General features: G+C 72.2%; 17 protein-coding genes. 8 read left to right on the top strand and 9 right to left on the bottom strand.

The window, feature by feature from the left end; translation table 11 throughout:
* Window positions 1-67 precede the first annotated feature (67 nt).
* Both ACQPZW_RS39300 and ACQPZW_RS39295 read right to left on the bottom strand, forming a co-directional pair.
* On the bottom strand, window positions 68-2,191 hold the full coding sequence (locus tag ACQPZW_RS39300) for an acyltransferase family protein (protein ID WP_433791097.1): 2,124 nt from the start codon (window positions 2,189-2,191) through the stop codon (window positions 68-70).
* A 101-nt stretch (window positions 2,192-2,292) separates the two neighbouring features.
* Entirely contained in the window at window positions 2,293-2,868 is a 576-nt protein-coding gene (locus ACQPZW_RS39295) for a TetR family transcriptional regulator (RefSeq protein WP_433791096.1), read from the bottom strand.
* Window positions 2,869-2,916: 48 nt separating this feature from the next.
* On the opposite strand from ACQPZW_RS39295, the gene ACQPZW_RS39290 reads away from it, so the two are divergent.
* The gene (locus ACQPZW_RS39290) at window positions 2,917-5,097 is read left to right on the top strand and encodes a cytochrome P450 (protein WP_433791095.1); all 2,181 of its coding nucleotides are present in this window, start codon (window positions 2,917-2,919) and stop codon (window positions 5,095-5,097) included.
* Window positions 5,019-6,059 (top strand): hypothetical protein, encoded by a 1,041-nt coding sequence (locus ACQPZW_RS39285; RefSeq protein WP_433797748.1) that lies wholly within the window; start codon window positions 5,019-5,021, stop codon window positions 6,057-6,059. Before ACQPZW_RS39290 ends, ACQPZW_RS39285 begins: the two co-directional genes overlap by 79 nt.
* Window positions 6,060-6,210: 151 nt before the next feature.
* On the opposite strand, the gene ACQPZW_RS39280 is transcribed toward ACQPZW_RS39285, so the two are convergent.
* The 4 genes from ACQPZW_RS39280 to ACQPZW_RS39265 are packed head-to-tail and all read right to left on the bottom strand — an operon-like array spanning window position 6,211 to window position 11,028.
* Window positions 6,211-8,100: a serine/threonine-protein kinase gene (locus ACQPZW_RS39280; RefSeq protein WP_433791094.1), complete on the bottom strand. Its 1,890-nt coding sequence runs from the start codon at window positions 8,098-8,100 to the stop codon at window positions 6,211-6,213.
* A 44-nt stretch (window positions 8,101-8,144) separates the two neighbouring features.
* Window positions 8,145-8,525, bottom strand: a complete 381-nt coding sequence (locus ACQPZW_RS39275) for a RidA family protein (RefSeq protein ID WP_433791093.1) — start codon at window positions 8,523-8,525, stop codon at window positions 8,145-8,147.
* Window positions 8,525-9,736: an amidohydrolase family protein gene (locus tag ACQPZW_RS39270; RefSeq protein WP_433791091.1), complete on the bottom strand. Its 1,212-nt coding sequence runs from the start codon at window positions 9,734-9,736 to the stop codon at window positions 8,525-8,527. Before ACQPZW_RS39270 ends, ACQPZW_RS39275 begins: the two co-directional genes overlap by 1 nt.
* The gene (locus ACQPZW_RS39265) at window positions 9,733-11,028 is read right to left on the bottom strand and encodes a MarR family transcriptional regulator (RefSeq protein ID WP_433791090.1); all 1,296 of its coding nucleotides are present in this window, start codon (window positions 11,026-11,028) and stop codon (window positions 9,733-9,735) included. Before ACQPZW_RS39265 ends, ACQPZW_RS39270 begins: the two co-directional genes overlap by 4 nt.
* A 165-nt stretch (window positions 11,029-11,193) precedes the next feature.
* Between ACQPZW_RS39265 and ACQPZW_RS39260 the strand changes: the two genes are divergently transcribed.
* The 4 genes from ACQPZW_RS39260 to ACQPZW_RS39245 all read left to right on the top strand — a co-directional run bounded on the left by ACQPZW_RS39260 (window position 11,194) and on the right by ACQPZW_RS39245 (window position 15,560).
* Complete coding sequence (locus tag ACQPZW_RS39260; protein ID WP_433791088.1) at window positions 11,194-12,456, top strand: extracellular solute-binding protein; 1,263 nt, start codon at window positions 11,194-11,196, stop codon at window positions 12,454-12,456.
* A gap of 202 nt (window positions 12,457-12,658) precedes the next feature.
* Window positions 12,659-13,333: a carbohydrate ABC transporter permease gene (locus ACQPZW_RS39255; RefSeq protein WP_433791087.1), complete on the top strand. Its 675-nt coding sequence runs from the start codon at window positions 12,659-12,661 to the stop codon at window positions 13,331-13,333.
* Window positions 13,330-14,169 (top strand): carbohydrate ABC transporter permease, encoded by an 840-nt coding sequence (locus tag ACQPZW_RS39250; RefSeq protein ID WP_433791086.1) that lies wholly within the window; start codon window positions 13,330-13,332, stop codon window positions 14,167-14,169. The genes ACQPZW_RS39255 and ACQPZW_RS39250 overlap by 4 nt, the downstream gene beginning before the upstream one ends.
* 23 nt (window positions 14,170-14,192) lie before the next feature.
* A complete protein-coding gene (locus ACQPZW_RS39245; protein ID WP_433791085.1) occupies window positions 14,193-15,560 on the top strand; it encodes a beta-N-acetylhexosaminidase in 1,368 nt (455 codons plus the stop codon).
* 17 nt (window positions 15,561-15,577) lie between these two features.
* Here the strand turns inward: ACQPZW_RS39245 and ACQPZW_RS39240 are convergent, their stop codons facing one another.
* The 3 genes from ACQPZW_RS39240 to ACQPZW_RS39230 are packed head-to-tail and all read right to left on the bottom strand — an operon-like array spanning window position 15,578 to window position 16,496.
* Entirely contained in the window at window positions 15,578-16,060 is a 483-nt protein-coding gene (locus ACQPZW_RS39240) for an aminoglycoside phosphotransferase family protein (protein ID WP_433791084.1), read from the bottom strand.
* Window positions 16,009-16,344 carry an aminoglycoside phosphotransferase family protein gene (locus tag ACQPZW_RS39235; protein ID WP_433791083.1) on the bottom strand — a complete coding sequence of 112 codons (336 nt, stop codon included), beginning with the start codon at window positions 16,342-16,344 and terminating at the stop codon, window positions 16,009-16,011. Before ACQPZW_RS39235 ends, ACQPZW_RS39240 begins: the two co-directional genes overlap by 52 nt.
* A gap of 2 nt (window positions 16,345-16,346) precedes the next feature.
* Window positions 16,347-16,496: a hypothetical protein gene (locus ACQPZW_RS39230; protein ID WP_433791082.1), complete on the bottom strand. Its 150-nt coding sequence runs from the start codon at window positions 16,494-16,496 to the stop codon at window positions 16,347-16,349.
* A gap of 29 nt (window positions 16,497-16,525) precedes the next feature.
* Here ACQPZW_RS39230 and ACQPZW_RS39225 point away from each other — a divergent pair, with 29 nt between their 5' ends.
* Window positions 16,526-17,716 (top strand): alanine racemase, encoded by a 1,191-nt coding sequence (locus tag ACQPZW_RS39225; RefSeq protein WP_433791081.1) that lies wholly within the window; start codon window positions 16,526-16,528, stop codon window positions 17,714-17,716.
* A 176-nt stretch (window positions 17,717-17,892) separates the two neighbouring features.
* On the top strand, window positions 17,893-18,804 hold the full coding sequence (locus ACQPZW_RS39220) for a hypothetical protein (RefSeq protein ID WP_433791080.1): 912 nt from the start codon (window positions 17,893-17,895) through the stop codon (window positions 18,802-18,804).
* The last annotated feature ends 27 nt before the right edge of the window (window positions 18,805-18,831 follow it).

Genomic DNA, 18,831 nt, shown 5'->3' with positions numbered 1-18,831 from the left:
ATCAAAACATGGAACGGCCCCGTCACCCGGTGCTTCCGTACCGGTGGCGGGGCCGTTTCCGAACTGTTTACTTCGGCAGTCGCGCCGACAGCAGCGGGGCCAGCATCGTGGAGTACCGCGTGGTGATGTGGTCGTCGTCGCGCCACACGAGAACGTTGCCGACCAGGCCGGGGCAGGCGTCCGCGGTGCAGAACCAGGAGAGCGCGTCGATCATCTGGACGCCGTTGCTCTTCGCGGCCGAGGCGATGAGCTCGTACCGGTCCGGCAGCACGATGGACGTGGCCGGCCGCGCGGCACACCGGGCGACCTTCTCGGAGTGCTCGGCGATGCACTCCGGCACGTTGTAGCCGGGCCACGGAGTGTCCCGGATCTGCACCAGCCTGGTCTTCCCGCCCTTGAGCGCGCGGTACGTGGTCTCCCAGCCCTTCACCCACTCGGCGTCCAGACCGGGGCCGGACGGCCGGTTGCCGGCTTCGTCCACCACGGGGTTGCCTTCGTTGCCGCTGGAGGAGATGACCACGAGGTACGGCTGCGCCCGCTTGATCTCGGTGAGCACCTCCGCGCGCCAGGTCTGGCATTCGGTGTAGTCCCGCTTGAGCCCGGGACTGAAGGTCAGCACCGACGCGGCGTTGCACGCGCTCTTGGTGCGGACCAGCAGCTTCCAGCCGCGCTCCTTGGCGATCTTGTCGACCGCCGGGAACCAGTGCGCGGCGTGCGAGTCGCCGAAGAGGACCACCGTGCGGGCGCCGGCCGGGTCACCGAACACGCACTGACCGGGCATGACCGCGTCCAGGAAGTCGAGGTGGCAGCCGGCGTCGTAGTAGGCCGGCTTGTCCTTCCCGGCGGTCTGCACCTTCGGCGTGGTGTTGGACGGCAACTCGCCGGTGCCGACCGAGGCCGCGATGATCCGCTGGAGCTCGGCCTCGGGATCGTCGGCGGCGGCGACCGCCTTCGCGGTGTCGATCGCCGGGGCGCCCTTGGCCAGCTGCGGCGGCTTCATCGCGCCGGCCTGGGCGAAGAGCGCGGCGAAACAGGAGAGCGCCAGGCCGACGGCCAGGCCGCGGCGGGCCTTGGCCTTCACCCACGCCTGGTTGCGGGCCGGGTTCTCGATGAGGTGGTACGACCCGATCGCCAGCACCAGCGCACCGGCGGCCAGCCCGAGGTTGAGCGGAACGTTCGGCTCGACGTCCAGCATGTGCGGGACGATCATGAGGACCGGCCAGTGCCAGAGGTACCAGCTGTACGAGTACTTGCCGATCTGCTGGAACGGCCACGTCCGGAGGAGTGTCACGGCGCCCCCGCTCGGTGCGGAGCAGCCGCCGGCGATGATCGCGGCAGCGCCGAGCACCGGCAGCAGCGCGGCCGAGCCGGGGAACGGGGTCTCCTCGTCGTAGAGGAACGCCGAGACGACCACGGCCACCATGCCGGCCCAGGTCATCGCGGCGGCGATCCCGCGCGGCAGTCCGGCCAGGCGGGCCGCGCCGACCGCGATCAGCGCGCCGACCGCCAGCTCCCACGCGCGGGTGTGGGCTCCGAAGTAGGCCCATGGCGCCGACGTCGAGGTCTGCAGGACGCTCACCGTGAGAGACACCGCGACGACCAGCACCAACGTGATGATCACCGGTGCCCGGCGCTTGCCCCAGACAAGCGCGAACACGAGCAGCAGGAGCGGCCAGACCAGGTAGAACTGCTCCTCCACCGCGAGCGACCAGAAGTGCTGCAGGGGGGACGGCTCGGCGCTGGCGTTCATGTACTGGACGCCCTCGTTCGCCAGGCGCCAGTTGATCCCGTAGAAGGTCGCGTAGATCGCGTCCAGCGATATCGACTTGAACCGGGTGGCCGGCAGCCACAGCCAGGCCGCCGCCACGGTGACCAGCAGGACCACGGTCGAGGCGGGCAGCAGCCGGGTCGCGCGCCGGGCGTAGAAGGTGGCCAGTGACACCCGCCCGGTGCGGCTCAGCTCCTTGAGCAGCAGGGTGGTGATCAGGAAGCCGGAGATGACGAAGAAGACGTCGACGCCGACATAGCCACCCTCCAGGCTGGTGATGCCGGCGTGCGAGAGCACGACGAGGGTCACCGCGATGGCACGCATGCCCTCGATGTCCGGCCGGAAGCCCAGGTGCGGTCGAGGGCTCTGCGAGCCCGACTCCTGCTGAGCAGGAGCAGACTGAGTGTCGTGGATGACCGACATGTCCTACCTAGATGAAGTTACCGGCCGGGGGAACGGGGGCCGAGCCTACCTGCCATGACACAGGTCTTCCACAGGCCCTTCATCTCGACTTCATAGTGAGGTCACCTCGTGACCGCGGCTGCCACCCCGTCGATCAAGAGGTCCACGGCGAGGGCGAACCCGGCGTCCTCGGCCTGCCCGGAGCCGACGAGCCGCCGCATCGTGCCGTTGACCTCGGTGTGCAGCAGGCCCCCGACGAGAACGGCCAGGACCGCTCCGGTGCGCTCCACCTCGGTCTCGGGCAGGCCGGCGCTGCGCAGCACCGTGCAGAGCGTCCGCCACATCGGGCCGTCGCGCTGGATGAAGTCGTCACTCGTGAAGGCGTACCGGATCAGGTGGCGGTGGGCGAGGCTGAGCGAGCGGAACTCGTACGCGAGATTGCGTAGTTGTTGCTGCCACGTTCCCTCCCCGACCGCGATGTGACGTGCGCCATCGGTGACCAGTCGGGTCAAGCCGTCCAGAAGGGCCGCCTTGTTCTCCACGTGGTGGTAGATGGACATCGGGTTCACACCCAGTTGGCCAGCGAGTTTGCGCATGCTCAGCCCGTCCACGCCATCGGTGTCGACGATTTTCAGCGCCGCTTGGAGGATTGCGGCCCTTGTTAAACGTTGATCACCAGATTTAACGATCTCAGCCATACGCCGTATGGTAGTAGCCATACACCGTATGGCTGAGGAGGAACCCCCGTGAGCGCCGCGATCCCCACCCCCCGCGGACTGCCGCTGGTCGGCAATGGACTGCAGGTCCCGGTGGAGGGCACCCACCGGTTCTTCGCCGACCTGGCCGCACAGCACCCCGACGGCATCTACCGCCTCAACCTCGCCGGCCGGCACGTCGTGTTCGTCCACGACCCCGACCTGGTCGCCGAGGTCTGCGACGAGTCACGGTTCTACAAGCCGATCGACCCGCCGCTCGCGCACGTCCGCGACTTCGCCGGTGACGGTCTGTTCACCGCGCGTGAAGGTGAGGAGGTGTGGGGCCAGGCGCACCGCATCCTGCTGCCGGCCTTCAGTCAGCGGTCGATGAAGGCGTATTTCCCGCAGATGCTGGAGATCGCCGAGAACCTGGTCGGCGCCTGGTCGGGCCGCTCCGAGGTGGACGTCTCCGACGACATGACCCGGCTCGCCCTCGACACCATCACGCTCGCCGGGTTCGGGCAGCAGTTCCGCTCCTTCGAGCAGGCCGAGCTGCACCCGTTCCTGCAGGCCATGGGCAGCGCGCTGACCGAGGCGATGAACCGGACCCGGCAGCTGCCGATGATCACCGGGCTGAAGAAGCGGGCCGATGCGGCGTACAAATCGGATATCGCGGTTATGCAGGACACGGTCGACGAGGTGATCCGGGCCCGCCGGGCCTCCGGCGAGAAGGCGAACGACCTGCTCGGGCTGATGCTCGAGGCGGCCGACCCGCTCACCGGCGCCCGGCTCTCCGACGAGAACATCCGCAACCAGGTCCTCACGTTCCTGATCGCCGGCCACGAGACCACCAGCGGCACCCTCTCCTTCGCCCTGCACCACCTGATGCGCAACCCGCACGTGCTGGCCCAGGCCTACGCCGAAGTCGACCGGATCCTGCCCGGCGACACCGTGCCCACCTACGAGCTGATCATGAAGCTCGACGTGATCCCGCGGATCCTCGACGAGACCCTGCGCCTGCACTCGCCGATCACCGCGATCGGCCTGGCCTCACGGGAGGCGACCACGCTGGGCGGCCGCTATGAGATCCCCGCGCACCAGAAGGTCGCGGTCATCCTCAAGCCGCTGCACACCCACCCCAAAGCCTGGTCCGACCCGGAGACGTTCGACATCGACCGGTGGCTGCCGGAGGCCAAGGCCCAGCACCACCCGCACGCCTACAAGCCGTTCGGCAACGGCGAACGGGCCTGCATCGGCCGTCAGTTCGCGCTCACCGAGGCCCGCCTCGCGCTCGCCATGCTGCTCCAGCGGTTCGCCATCGCCGACCCGGCCGGCCACCGGCTGCAGATCAAGCAGACCCTCACCATCAAGCCCGACGGCTTCCGGTTGCGGGTCCGTCCCCGTCTCCCGCACGAGCGCCTCTCCTTCGACGAGCCGGTCGCCGCGGCGTCCGAGACGGCCGAGGTTCACGCTTCGGGGGTACGGCTACGCGTCGCCTACGGGTCCAACCTGGGCACGTCGGAGGACCTGGCCCAGCAGATCGCCGACCGGGCACGGCGCTCCGGGTTCGACGTGACCGTGCAGACGCTCGACGACCTGGCCGCCGACCTGCCGGCCGAGGGCGTCCTCACCGTCGTCACCTCCAGCTACAACGGCAAGGCGCCGGACAACGCGCAGGCCTTCGACTCCCTCGACATCCCGGCCGGCGCGCTCGACTCGGTGCGGTTCGCGGTGCTGGGCAACGGCAACACCCAATGGGCGACCTACCAGGCGTACCCCCGTCGCGTCTTCGACAAGCTCGCCGCCGCGGGCGCCCGGCCGATCGTCGACCGGGGTGAGACCGACGCCGCCGGTGACTTCGACGGCATGGCGCAGGCCTGGCTCAACGGGCTGTGGAGCGCACTGGCCGCCGAGTTCGGTGCGGCGTCCCAGACCGAGACCGGCCCCCGGTACAGCGTCGAGGTGCTCGGCGAGGACCAGATCCGTCCCGCCGTCGTCTCCACCCAGGCGCACCCGGTCATGATCATGTCGGTGGAGGAGCTGGTCGGCGACCCGGCCGGGCTCTGGGACTTCAGCCGTGAGGCGCCCCGCCCGGCGTCAAGGCGATCACCGTCCAGCTTCCCGACGGCGTCTCCTACTCCGCCGGCGACCACCTGGCCGTCTACGCCAAGAACGACCCCGAGCTCGTCGACTGGGCGCTGCACACCCTGCGCGTCTCCCGCGACCTGGTAATCCGTCTCGGACAGACCGGGGAGCGCCCGACCGGGCTGCCGATCGGCGTGCCGGTCACCGCCGGTCTGCTGCTCACCGACTTCGTCGAGCTGCAGGAGCCGGCCACCCGCAGCCAGATCGCGGTTCTCGCCGAGCACACCGAGTGCCCGTGGACGACCCGCCAGCTGACCACGTGGACCACCTCGGCCGAGCTGTACGCCGACGAGATCCTCGCCAAACGGGTCTCGGTGCTGTCCCTGCTGGAGCGGTTCCCCGCGATCGAGATGCCGTTCGCGGTCTTCCTCGAGCTGGTCGGCACGATCAAGCCGCGGTTCTACTCGATCTCGTCCTCGCCGGCGGTCGACCCGTCACTCGTGACGATCACCGTGGGCCTGGTCGACGGCCCGTCCCGGACCGGCAACGGGCGCTACCGCGGCATGTGCTCGCAGTACCTGGCCAAGCTGTCGCCCGGTGACGTCTTCTACGGTCACGTCCGGGTCCCCGCACCGCCGTTCCGGCTGCCCGCCGACCCGGCCACCCCGATGATCCTGATCGGTCCGGGCACCGGCTTCGCCCCGCTGCGCGGCTTCCTCCAGGAGCGGGCCCGCACGGCCGGCCGTGGCCCCGCCAAGCTGTTCTACGGCTGCCGGCACCCGGAGCACGACTGGCTGTACCGCGCCGAGATGGAGCAGTGGGCCGCCGACGGGGTGACCGACCTGCACCTGGCCTTCTCCGCCGTCGAGGGCCATCCGCACCGGTTCGTCCAGGAGGCCCTCGCCGAACAGGGCGACGCCGTGTGGGAGCTGCTCGAACAGGGCGGCCACATCTACCTCTGCGGCGACGGCGCCCGGATGGCCCCGGCGGTCCGCGACGAGCTGTACGCCATCTTCCGCCGCCACACCGGAGGAACCGCGGTCGAGGCGGAAGCGTGGTTGCGCTCACTCGAGGCGGCCGGCCGCTACCAGCAGGACGTCTTCGCCTGACTCGGCGGCGTGGCGCCGGGTCGGCCGGCCCGGTTTTGGCGGCCTGGTTTTCGGCGGCCTGATTCGGCGGCGTGGCGCCGGGTCGGCCGGCCTGGTTTTCGGCGGCCCGGGTTCGGCGGCGCGGTGCCGGGATGACGGCCCCGGCGCCGGGTCAGCCGGCCGGGTTTCCGGCGGCCTCGTTGTCGGCGGCCTGGTTTCCACCGTCGTTCGCACCGCCGTCGTTTGCGCCCGGCTCGGTCTCGTCGTCCTCCGGCTCGCCGGTCTCCGGTGGGGTCGTGGTCGTCTGCGTCGGCGTGGCGGTGTCGCCGGTGGTCGCCGTCGCGGTCGGGGCGGTGGTTGCCGCTTCGGCCGGCCGGGTGGTCGCCGCCGCGCTCGTCGGACGGTCGTCGTCGTCCGTCTCGGTGGTCCGCTCCGGCCGGGTCGTCGCCTTCTCGCCGTTTCCGCCGCCGGCCGGGGCGCCCGCCGACCGCGGTCCGGAGCTCACCGGCGCGGCGGGGACGCCCGTGGCCGGCTTCGGCTCGTCGGCGAACCAGCCGAGCGGATCGGTCGCCACCAGCACCCCCAGGCCGCCCAACAGGACGACCGCGGCCAGCACGAGCAGCGCCAGGGGACGGCGGCGGTCAGTCGTGGCACCGCCCGGCGCGCCGGGCGAGGTCCGTTCGGGAGCCGCCGGCCGGGTCGTCGTCCCGGTGCCACCGGCCGCCGTGGGCAGGGCCGCTGCGGCGTCGGCGTTCCGGTTCGCTGAGGCGGCGACACCGGCCGCACCGGCCGCACCCGCGGCGACGCCCGCCGCACCCGCGGCACCCGCCGCGCCCGCCCCACCGGCGGCGACACCGGCACCGGTCGCGCCGGCGGAGGGTGCCGGCCGTTGCCGGGGGATTCCGGTGGCGTCCGCCTCGGTCGCGTCCCCGACGGCCGGGCCCGGCGCGGTGTGATCCAGCGCGTAGTTGATCGAGGTTTCGTCGAGCGGCTGCATCCCGAGGGCACCGATCCACGGCGATCCCGCCCGGGTGGCGGCGAGGTCTTCACCCGCCCCGGCCGGCGATCCGATGGCGTCCGCCCCGGCCGCCGAGCCGATGGCGCCGGTTCCGCCCGCCGAGCCGATGGCGTCCGCTCCGGCCGGGAATCCGATGGTGCCCGCTCCGATCGGCGATCCGACAGCGCCGGTTCCGGCCGGCGATCCGGTGACGGCCGTTCCGGTCGGCGATCCGGTGCCGCCGGCCGCCGAGGCGCCCGCCGAGTACGCCGCCTCGGCCATGACTCCGGCCGAGGCGAAACGGTCCTCGGGCCGCTTCGACAGGGCGGTACGGACGAGGTCACGGACCGCCGGCGGCACGTCTCCCGGCAGTTCCGGCGGCTCGTCCTCCAGGTGCTGCAGGGCGATCGCGATCGGGTTGTTGCCCTGGAACGGCGGATGCCCGGCCAGGCAGTGGTAGGCGAGGGCGCCCAGCGCGTACACGTCCGCCGGTGGCCCGGCCACATGCTGGGAGACCTGTTCCGGCGCGATGTAGAGGGCGGTGCCGACGACCTCGCCGGCGCCGGTGACCGTGGCGGAGTGCGCGGACCGCGCCACCCCGAAGTCGACGAGCACCACCGTGCCGTCCGCTTCGATGAGCAGGTTGCCGGGTTTGACGTCCCGGTGGACGATCCCCGCCTCGTGTGCCGCTTCGAGGGCCTGGGCCGCCTGCGCCACCACCGACATGGTCTCTGCGGGGGACAGGCGCCCGCGTTCGGCGAGCATCCGGTTCAGCGGCTGCCCCTCGACCCGGGCCATCACCAGGTAGGCGTCCTCGACCGCGGTGTTCCCGAAGTCGTAGACCGGAACCACACCCGGATGGCGCAGTGCCGCGAGGGCCTGCGCCTCGTGGCGGAACCGCCGCTGGAAACCGGGATCGGTGGCCCGGTCGGCGAGCAGCGTCTTCACCGCGACCGCCCGCCCGAGCACCGTGTCCGTCGCCTGCCACACCTCGCCCATGCCACCGGCGCCGATCCGATCGTCGAGCCGGTAACGTCCGCCGAGCAACTCTCCGGTGTGAGGCATGGATGTCCCTCTACCCAGGAGAGCGCCCGGTTACCCGCGACGTGTCAGGGGCCGGTGTAGAGAACGGCGTCGATCTCGATGTCGAAGCCGACCAGCGGGACCGGCAGGGTGGTGCGTACCGGCAGGTGCTCGCCTTTGAGGTATTCGCGGTAGATCTCGTTCATCTCCGGGAAGTCGTCGAAGTCGCGCAGGTAGACGCCGACCCGGACGGCGTCGTCGAGGCTCGCCCCGGCCGCCTCGGCGACGGCGGCCAGGTTGCGGAAGGCCGCGTGCGCCTGCTCGGCGAAGCTGCCGGTCACCCGGGTGCCGTCGGGCAGGGCCGGGATCGCGCCGGCCAGGTAGATGGTGTCGCCGGCGACTACGGCGTGCGAGTACGGGCCACCGGCCGGGGCCGCCTTGTCGGTGATCACAGCGCGCTTGGGCATCAGGAACTCCTCGGTTCGGTTCTGGGGAACTGTTCGGCCAGCCCGTCCACGTCCACGAGCGGGGTGGCGAGCAGGGCACGGATGTCGTGTTCGCGGCGGGACAGGGCGGCCCGTTGCGCGCCGGTGAGCGGGATCCACGGCGCCGGGGCGTCGGGCAGCCGGGGTGGCAGGGGACGGCCGGACACGTACGTCGCCCGGTTGACCAGCCTTACCGGGGAGACACGGGTCTGCCGGTGCGCGTCGACGACGGTGAGCGGCTCCGCCCGTACCTCGAAGATCGCAATATCGGCGGGGCCGCCGACGGTGAGGGAACCGCCGGGCAGGTCCAGCGCCCGGGCCGGGTGTTCGGTGACCGCCGCGATGACCTCGGGCAGCGTGACACCGCAGGCGAGCAGTTTGGCCATGGTGGTGGGCAGGTCGAAGACCGGGCCGTGCAGCGACCGGGCGTGCAGGTCGGTGGAGATCGTGTAGGGGCGCAGCCCCGCCTCCAGTTGCGCCTCCAGGACGTCGAAGGCGAAGCCGCCGGAGCCGTGTCCGAGGTCGAGCAGCACTCCTCGCGCGGCGGCGTCGCGGACCGCCGGCCCGAGCGGCGCGGCGATCCCGCTGGCGCAGTGGGTCACCAGGTCACCGGGTCGCAGCAGGTCGAGCACCTCGTCGAGGGCGGGCGGCGCTGTGCCGATGTGGACCATGAGGGGGACCCCGCACGTCTCGGCGGCGGCGAGCCCGCGGCGCAGCGGCTCGACCCCGTTGGCGCCGACCGTCTCGGAGTCGATGCGCACCTTGACCCCGTGGAAGAGCTCCCGGTCGGCCTGGATGGTGTCGATGGCCAGGGCCACGTCGCAGTTGGCGAGGTCCCGGCTCTCGCCGGTGCGCCCGGCCAGCCCGACGGCGGAGATGTTGAGCAGCGCGTGGACCCGCACCGAGGCGTTGCGGGCGACGGCACGCAGGCCGGCCGCGGTGTAGGCGCCCGCCGATCCGGCGTCGACCCAGGTGGTGACGCCGGTGCGCCAGGCGACCGGGTCGGGGTCGATGCCCCAGTAGCCGGGGCCGACATGGGTGTGCAGGTCGATCAGGCCCGGGGTGAGCAGGCAGCCGGTCACGTCGACGACGGTGCGGGCGGTACGCCGCAGGTCGCCGATCGCGGCGATCCGGCCGTCCCGGACGGCCACGTCGCCGGGTGTGCCGCCGGTGAACAGGAGGTCCCAGGTCACCGGGCGGCCTCCAGGGCCGGTGTGATGGCGAGCCGGTACAACCGGGTGGGGCGGCCCTTGCGGCTCTCCTGCGCACTGCCCGTCTCGATCACCAGGTCGGCGCTGGTCAGTTTGCGGATCAGCCGTCGCCCGCTGGGGTCGGTGATGCCGAGCGTGCGGGCCAACTCGGCGGGGGAGAGCGGCTGGCCGTCGAGCCGGCGTTCGATGGCGGCGAGCCGGGAGAGGGTGGCGGGGCTGAGCCCGGCGCGGCCGGCGAGGCGCTCGATCTCCCCGTGTTCGCGGTAGGTGTAGGTGAGCGGGGCGGCCGTCGCGCCCATCGGGCCGATCGTCATCCCGTCACCGGTGAACAGGTAGGCGCCGGGGTCGGCGTCCTGTTCGGCGCGGGCCGCGGCACGTTCGGCGAGGGCGACGCTGAGCCGGGCGGACGCGCCGATGCCGAACCCGGCGACGGCCCGGACGCCGAGCGTCTCGCGTGCCTCGGCCAGGACGGGCAGGCCGACCCAGTGCTGGGTGACGCTCTCGAACAGGGCCGCCGGCGCGAAGACCAGCACCCCGCGTGCGCCGCGGTTGTCGATCCAGGCGTCGGCGAGCTCGGGTGTGTTGAGTAGCAGGTGCTGGAGCCCGGCGCGGGCCCGGTCCGGGTTGCCGCTCTGCGCGGGCTCGGTGACCAGGAAGAGCGCGGCGGCGAAGCGCTGGCCGTCGGCCCGTTTGCGGTGCACGCGGAGGGCGAGCTCGTGCAGGTCGGCGCGGATGGTGCCGGGCGTAGCGAGGGCGTGCAGCACGGCGGTACGGCCGTCGAGAGCCGCCGCCACGCCCATGCGGACGCTGATCACGTAGGGCGCGCCGGTGCGGTCCAGGTGCTCGCGGTGGAAGTCGACGACCTCGCCGATCGGCTGGTCGGGGTCGAACGGGAGCGCCGAGATCGCCGTCCGGTCGAGGTCGAGGGCGGCGGCCACCTCGTCGATCGTCTCGGTGGTGAAGGTGTCGATGCTGACCGGGGTGGCGGGCCATCCGTTGCCGCGGGCGCGGGCCCAGGCCAGCGCCAGGTCGAGGGCGGCCGAGCGGGTGACGGTGACGGGCAGGTCGGCGGGGAGCAGGTCGCGGGCCCTGGCGTAGGGGGCGAGGCCGAGGAGTAGCCCGTCGAGCCGGTGCTCGCGGAGGAGCCCGGACACCCGGTCGCGGATCTCGTCCTCGCGCTCGTAGACGGCCCAGGCGAACTCGACACCGGTGAGGGTGCGTGCCGCGTCGGCGAAGCGTGCCCGGTGCCCGGCGTGCACCACCAAACCGATCATGCCGTTCCCGTCTCGTTCCCAAGTGGTTCGTTATTGCCGTCGTAGCGTGTCCGACCAACCGCGAACGGTCAAGTCTTGACGGTGGCCTGCTTGCGGCCGCACTCTGGGGCGCATCGAATACGAACTATTAACGAACCTGGTTCGCTGATGAGACTGCGAGTGCCGATGAGACTGCGACTTGCGGCGGCTGCCGCACTTGCTCTGACGATCACCGCCTGTGCCCCCTCCACCTCGGCGCCGTCGTCCGGCGCGACCGACGGCGGCCCGAGGACCGGCGCCCTCAAGGTGTGGCTCTTCGACGAGCCCAACCGCGGGCCGAAGGAAGCCGTGGTCAAGAAGGTGATCGCCGAGTTCACCGCCGCGCACCCGGACACCACGGTGGACGTCCAGTACATCGCGGTGGACACCCGCAGCGAGCGGTTCAAGGGCGCCTTCAATGATCCGGCCAGCGCCCCCGACGTGGTCGAATACGGCAACACCGACCTGCCCGAGTACGCCACCGCCGGTGGTCTCGCCGACCTCGGCACGGTCGTCGGCAACTGGCACGAGGGCGCCGACCTGGCCGCCGACGCCAAGGCCAGTGCCACCTACCAGGGCACACTGCTCGGCGTCCCGTGGTATCTGGGTGTGCGGGCGCTCTACTACCGCACCGACGTCTTCTCCGAGCTGGGGCTCAAGCCGCCGGCCACGCTGACCGAGCTGACCACCACGGCGCGGGCCGTCCGGGCGGCGAGACCGGACATGTTCGGTGTCGCGGTCGGCGGCAAGTACACGTTCGGCGCCCTGCCCTTCGTCTGGGCCCACGGCGGCGACATCACCTCGATCGACTCGGCGCAGTCCCGGGCCGGGCTGACGGCCTACACCGGCCTGATCGCCGAGGACAACTGCCCGCCGCAGAACTGTGCCGACCTGACCGGCGGCAAGACCGTCGAGTTGTTCGCGAGCGGCAAGGCGGCGATGGGCATCCTCGGCAACTTCAACCGGGCCGCCGTCGACGCGGGCACGGCCAAGGGGAAGTACGCCGTCGTCCCGCTGCCCGGCGTCGCCGCGGGCTCGATCGCTCCGGCCTTCGCCGGTGGCAACAACCTCGGCATCATGCGGAACGCCCAGCGCCCGGCCCTGGCCGCCGACTTCCTCACCCTGCTGGCGGGCAGGAAGTACCAGGCCGAGATGTACGACGCGATGGGCAACCTGCCGACGCTGAAGTCGGCCGGCACCGAGGTGGTCGCCAAGGACGCCTTCGTCAAGCCGTTCACCGACACCATCGACGCCGGTACGAGGTTCGTCCCACTCGACCCGGGCTGGGGCAGGATCGACGCCTCCGCCGTGCTGCCCACCATGATCGAGAAGGTGGCGACCGGCAAGGCGAGCGTCGACCAGGCCACCGCCGAGGCCGCGAAACTGATCGACGAAGCCCTGACCAGGTGAGCCGAGTACGCACCCGGGCGCCACTGTGGCTGCTCCTGCCGGCCGCGGTGGTGCTCGGCGGTCTCTTCCTCTACCCGATGTACCAGCTCGGCCTGCTCTCGGTGCTCGACTTCACCCAGGCGCAGGTCAGCGGCGGGCAGCCGACCCGGTTCGTCGGGGGGACAACTACACCCGGCTGTTCTCCGACTCCCGGTTCTGGGACGTGCTGCTGGCCACGGTGCTCTTCGCCGCCGCGTGCGTGCTCGCCACCCTCGCGGTCGGCGCCGGCCTGGCCGTGCTGCTCACCCGGGTCAGCCGGATCCCGCGCCTGCTGCTGTCGCTGGCCGCGATGGCCGCATGGGCCGTCCCGTCCGTCTCCGGCTCGACGACCTGGATGTTCCTCTTCGACACCGATCTGGGCTTCGTCAACCAGCTCCTCGGCATCGAGGGCTTCAACTGGATGTACGACAGGTACACCGCCTTCGGCCTGGTCGGCGCCGTGGTGGTGTGGGCGTCCTTCCCGTTCGTGATGGTCACCCTCTACGCCGGCATCGAGGCCATCCCGAAGTCGGTGATGGAGGCGGCGGCCCTCGACGGCGCGAGCGTGTGGCGCACCTTCTGGCGGATCATGGTGCCGATGCTGCGGCCGGTGCTGGCCATCGTCGTCATCCAGTCGATCATCTGGGACTTCAAGGTCTTCACCCAGATCTACGTGATGACCAGGGGCGGCGGCCTGGCCGGGCAGAACCTCACCCTCAACGTGTACGCCTACCAGCAGGCCTTCGCGTCCAGCGAGTACGGCCGCGGCGCCGCGATCGGGGTCGTGACGATGCTGATCCTGCTCGCCGTCACCGTCGTCTACCTCAGGGCGCTGCGCCGGTCGGGAGAACAGCTGTGAGACCCGGACGACGTGTGCTCGACTCGGTGGCGGTGCTGATCGCGCTGGTCACGATCTTCCCGATCTACTGGATGGTCCTCGCCGCGGTCAAACCGGCCGGGGAGATCCAGTCGCTGGACCAGCGGCCGTGGACCCTCGCCCCCTCGCTGGACGCCTTCCGCCGTGTGCTCGCGGTCAACGACTTCGGTCGCTACCTGCTCAACAGCCTCGTCGTGGCGCTCGTCGTGGTCGCGGTCTCCGGGCTGATCGCCTTCCTCGCCGCGGTCGCGCTGACCCGCTTCCGGTTCAGGTTCCGCACCACCATCCTGGTGTCCTTCCTGATCGCCCAGATGGTGCCGATCGAGGCGCTGACCATCCCGCTGTTCTTCCTGGTCCGTGACGTCGGCGCGGTGGTGCCCGGGATCGGCCTGAACACGCTGGGCTCGCTCGTGCTGGTGCACACCGCGTTCACCCTGCCGTTCGCGATCTGGATGCTGCGCGGCTTCGTGCAGGCGATCCCCGACGAGCTCGACGAGGCCGCCCAGCTCGACGGCGCCGGCCGGTTCACCGTCCTGTGGCGCATCCTCTTCCCACTGGTGGCTCCGGGACTGGCCGCCACCAGCGTGTTCTCCTTCATCCACGCATGGAACGACTTCCTGTTCGCGCGTACCTTCATCATCAGCGAAGCCGACCGGCAGACCCTGCCGATGGCGTTGCTCGTCTTCTTCAAGCCCGACGAGAACGACTGGGGCGCGATCATGGCCGCGTCGACGCTGATGACCCTGCCCGTGCTGATCTTCTTCCTTGTCGTCCGGCGCCGCCTCGTCGCGGGTCTCGGAGGGGCGGTCAAAGATTGATTCCCCAGCCTCATTCGGTACGGGTGGAGCCCGGCACCGCCGCGGGCGCCACCGTCGACGCGCGCCTCGACCCGGACGTCCCGCCCGAGGGGTATGTCCTGGACCTCGCACCCGAGGGCGTCGTGCTGCGCGGCGGCTCCGAGGCCGGGCTGTTCTACGGCCGGCAGACTCTCGCGCGACTGGGGTCACCGCCCCCGTGCGGCCGTGTCGAGGACGCTCCCCGGTTCGCGTGGCGGGGGGTCATGCTCGACGTGGCACGGCACTTCATGCCCGTACCCGATGTCCTGAGGTTCCTTGATCTGATCGCCTTTCACCGGCTGAACGTGCTGCATCTGCACCTCACCGACGACCAGGGCTGGCGGATCGAGGTGCCGGGATGGCCACGGCTCACCTCGGTCGGCGCGTGGCGCTCCTCGACCATGCTCGGCTCCCGCGTCCACGGCCGTTACGACGATCAGCCGCACGGTGGCTTCTACACCACCGACGACCTGCGGGAGATCGTCGAATATGCGGCGGAACGGCACGTCACCGTGGTGCCCGAGGTCGACATGCCGGGCCACATGCAGGCGGCGATCGCGGCGTACCCCCGGCTCGGCAACGGTTTCGACGGCCCGGTCCGGACCGGCTGGGGGATCTCCACCCACGTCCTCAACCTGTCACCGGAGACGTTGGACTTCTGCCGCCGGGTCCTCGACCACCTCTGTGACGTCTTCCCGTCCGAGCTGATCGGCATCGGCGGCGACGAGTGCCCCACCGACGAGTGGCCCGGCGGCCGTGAGCTGCAGGCCGACTTCACCGCACGGATGGCCGAGCACCTGGCCGGGCGGGGCCGCCGCCTCTTCGGGTGGGACGAGATCCTGGCCGGTGGCGCCCCGGACGGGGCCGTCGTCGCCGCCTGGCGCGGCGTCGAACCGGCCGAGGCCGCGATCCGGGCCGGGCACCGGGTCGTCTGCTGCCCGGACGTGAAGCTCTACCTCGACTATCGGCAGTCCGACGACCCGGGCGAGCCCACCCCGGTCGGCACACTGCTCACCCTGGAGGACGTCCACGCCTACGAGCCGCCCGACTCGCCGCTGGTCCTCGGGGTGCAGGCCAACATCTGGACCGAGCACATGGAGTCGCTGCGCCGGGTCGAGTACATGGCGTTCCCCCGGCTGTGCGCCCTGGCCGAGGTGGTGTGGGGGCCGGCCGGGCGGGACTTCGCCGACTTCGCCGCACGCCTGCCCGGGCACCTGGAACGGCTGGACGCGCTGGGCGTCAACTACCGCCCGCTCACCGGCCCGCGCCCGGGGGACGCCCGGCCGGGCGCGCCCGGACACCCCCGTGAGCTGGCCGACCGGCTCGCCGAGCTGCACGAGATGACCGCCGACCTGCGCGGGGATCAGGCGTGACCGGGCCGGGGCCGACGTCAGGGCAGCATCGGCAGGAGCCGGTGGGCCAGCATCAACGGCCGGGTGGTGACCATGCCGTCGCCCTCGAAGGTCCACACCTCGGAGAGCACCGCCTGCACGAAACCCCACGCCACCACCCGGTCGACCGGCATGCCGAGACCGTCGGCGAGCTGCTCGATGCGGGCCTCGGCGGCGTTCAGCACCGGCTCGTGCGGCGCGTTCGGGTCGGGGTTGTAGAGCAGCGCCCCGATCTCGTAGCCCGGATCGCCGACCACCCCGTGCGGGTCGATCGCCAGCCACGGCTCCCGCTCCGCGGCCAGCACGTTGTCGTGATGCAGGTCGCCGTGCAACACCACCCGTTCGGTCGCGCTCGCGCACAGCTCGGTGAAGAGGCCGGCGGCCCGTTCCACCAGGCGCCGGGGCAGCGGGTCGTCGCCGGGGAACCGGCTCAGGTGCCGGCGGAACGACGCGATGCGCCCGGACAGCTCGGGCAGCGCCACCCCGTCCGGGCCGGCCGGTGCAGCCGCTTGATCACCTCGATCAGCACCGCCGTCGCCGCCGGGTCGTCGTGGGTGGTCAGCGCCGCCGCCGGAGTACCCGGCCGGGCCTCCTCCAGCAGCAGCGCGCCACGGGCGTCGTCGCGGGCCAGCACCGTGATCGCCGCGCGCCCGCCGAAACACTCCAGAGCCGTGGCCTCGTCGGCGAGATGGCCGCTCGACGGCACGCCCAGCTTCAGCACGGCCGGGGTCCCGTCGGCGCGGCGGACCCGGCCGACCCAGTTCATGCTCAGTGGCAGCGGCCCGGCCGGGCCAGCTCCCAGTCCGTCATCAGCCGGGCGGACAGGGCGGGCAGCTCCGCGAGCCACGTCCGCCCGGTGTCGCCCCAGGTCTGCTCGACGTTGCGGCGGAATCCGGGCGAATGCGCGATGTCGACCATGGTGAGAAGTGTGACGACCGGGGGGCGGTATGACGATCGACTGGCGGAGCAAGGGCTTCTGGGTGCCGGACGGGGAGGTCGATCCCGGGCGGCTCGCCGCTGAGCGGCCGAGCATCTTCGCGGGTGGTTTCACCTGGCCGCTGCTGGTGCTGCGCCGGGACGCGGTGGAGGCGAACATCGCGACCATGGCGGCGTACGCCCGGCGGCACGGGTTCGACCTGGCCCCACACGCCAAGACCACGATGGCGCCGGGACTGCTGGCCGCCCAGATGCGGGCCGGCGCGTGGGGGCTGACCGTCGCCACCCCGAACCAGGCGCTGGTGCTGCGGCGGCTCGGCATCGAGCGGGTGCTGATCGCCAACCAGGTCCTCGACCCGGTGGCGCTGCGCTGGCTGGCCGCCGAGAGCGCCGCCGGGTGGGACGTGTTCTTCCAGGTCGACTCGCTCGCCGGGGTCGCCGCCGCGGCCGCCACCGGGGGGCCGCTGCGGGTGCTCGTCGAGCTGGGGCACGACGGCGGGCGTACCGGCGTCCGGGGTCTCGGCGAGCTGGAGACCATCGCACGCGCGGTCGCCGCGGCGCCCGGGCTGGAGCTCGCCGGAGTGGCCGGCTACGAGGGCCAGCTGCGTGATCAGGACGGCGTGGACGCGTACCTCGATCAGCTCGCCGAAGGCGTGAACCGGCTGGCCGCGGCCGGTCTGCTGCCCGGCCGCGGAATCGTCGCCTGTGGAGGCAGCGCCTGGTTCGACCGGGTCACGGCACGGCTCGGCGGCCTCCACGACCGGGCGCGGCTGATCCTGCGCAGCGGCGCCACCGTCACCCACGACGACGGGTTCTACCGCGAGCGGACGCCGTTCACCCGGGTCCCCACCGAGGGCCCGCTCACCGCGGCGATGGAGATGTGGGCGCAGGTGATCTCGGCACCCGAGCCCGGCCTGGCCATCGCCGGCATGGGCAAACGCGACGCGCCCTTCGACGAGGGGTTACCGGAGCCGCTCGACGTCCGCCGGGCGGACGGTCACACCGAGACGGCACGGGGGGTACGGGTGACGAAGCTCAACGACCACCACACGTACCTCGCCGTCGGGGATGTCCCCCTGACCCCCGGGGACCTGATCCGCTTCGGGCTGTCGCACCCGTGCACCGCCTTCGACAAGTGGCGCGACATCCCCCTGGTCGACGAGGATCGGCGGGTCGTGGACGTGCTGCACACCTACTTCTGAGGAGGCGCCGTGACCGACTTCCGGCGTCGACTGCGGCGGCCGGGTGAATCGGCGGGCGGATCGCCGTACTCATGGATGGTCGTCCCCTCGCGGGGGATGGCCCACCGGGTCGGTGGTGTTTACGGTGGTTGAGCGCTGATCGAGCGCTTTCACCGACTGCGCCGCTGGAGTCCGCCATGTCCGTATTCCGCGCATCTGCCGGCGAACCCGCCCACCGACCGCCCGTCCCGCCGCGTCCCGCGGTGCCCGGGCATCGGGTGCCGCACCAGCGCGCCCCTGAGCACGGCTATCCGGACGGCCCGACCGAGCCGCTGGGCGGCGAGGAGAGCCGGGACCCGCTCGGGGAGGCCGTGGCCCGGGAGCGGGCGGCCTCGTTCGCCGAGGCGGCGCCCCGGGAGCGCGCGGCCCCGCTCGGGGAGGCGGCGGCCCGGGAGCGGGCGGCGCGGGAGCGGGCGGCCCGGGGGAACGTGGCCCGGGACACCCCGGTGGCACCCCCGCCGGTGCGCGCGCGCCGCCGGCCCGGTGTCGTCATGGCGGTGCTGTTCAGTCTGTCGGCGCTGCTGGTGTCCGGTGCCGCCGGATGGTTCTCGTGGCGGGTGCTGGAGGCGACCCGGGCGGCCGCGACGCCGCGGCACGCTCCGGCGCCGGTGGCCGCGGAGCCGGTCCGGAACCGGCCGTCGCTGCCCGAGCGGTACCCGGTGGCGTACGCCAAGGAGCCGCTCCGCCTGCAGGTGGCGTGTGCCGCCGTGCTGCACATGGACCTGGACGAGCCGCGGGCGGACGCGGCCGAGGTGCTCGCCGATCTGCGGTACGACGGCGGCTGCGGGACCCGGCCGCCGCAGCTCAGCCTCGGCGTGGGGGCGGCCGGCGGGAGCAGCCGGGTGACCGCCGACGCCGACGCGGCCGACTGCGACCGAGCCATCCGCACCGGTCCGCTCGGCCGCGGGCTGCAGGTGGAGGTCAAGGAGGGTGCCGCCGTCTGCGTGCTCACCGCGGCGGTGCCGGCCGGGCTCGTACTCGTGGAGATCATCGACGTCGGCGGCTCCGGCACCGCCGGCCTGCGTGCCACATCCTGGCGGGTTCCGTAAGGCCGGTGACCGGCCCGTGGCACGCGG

This window comes from Actinoplanes sp. CA-252034, assembly GCF_050956125.1.
GTDB lineage: Bacteria > Actinomycetota > Actinomycetes > Mycobacteriales > Micromonosporaceae > Actinoplanes.
The sequence above is the reverse complement of the archived record's forward strand: the minus strand, read 5'-3'. Positions and strand labels throughout refer to the sequence as shown.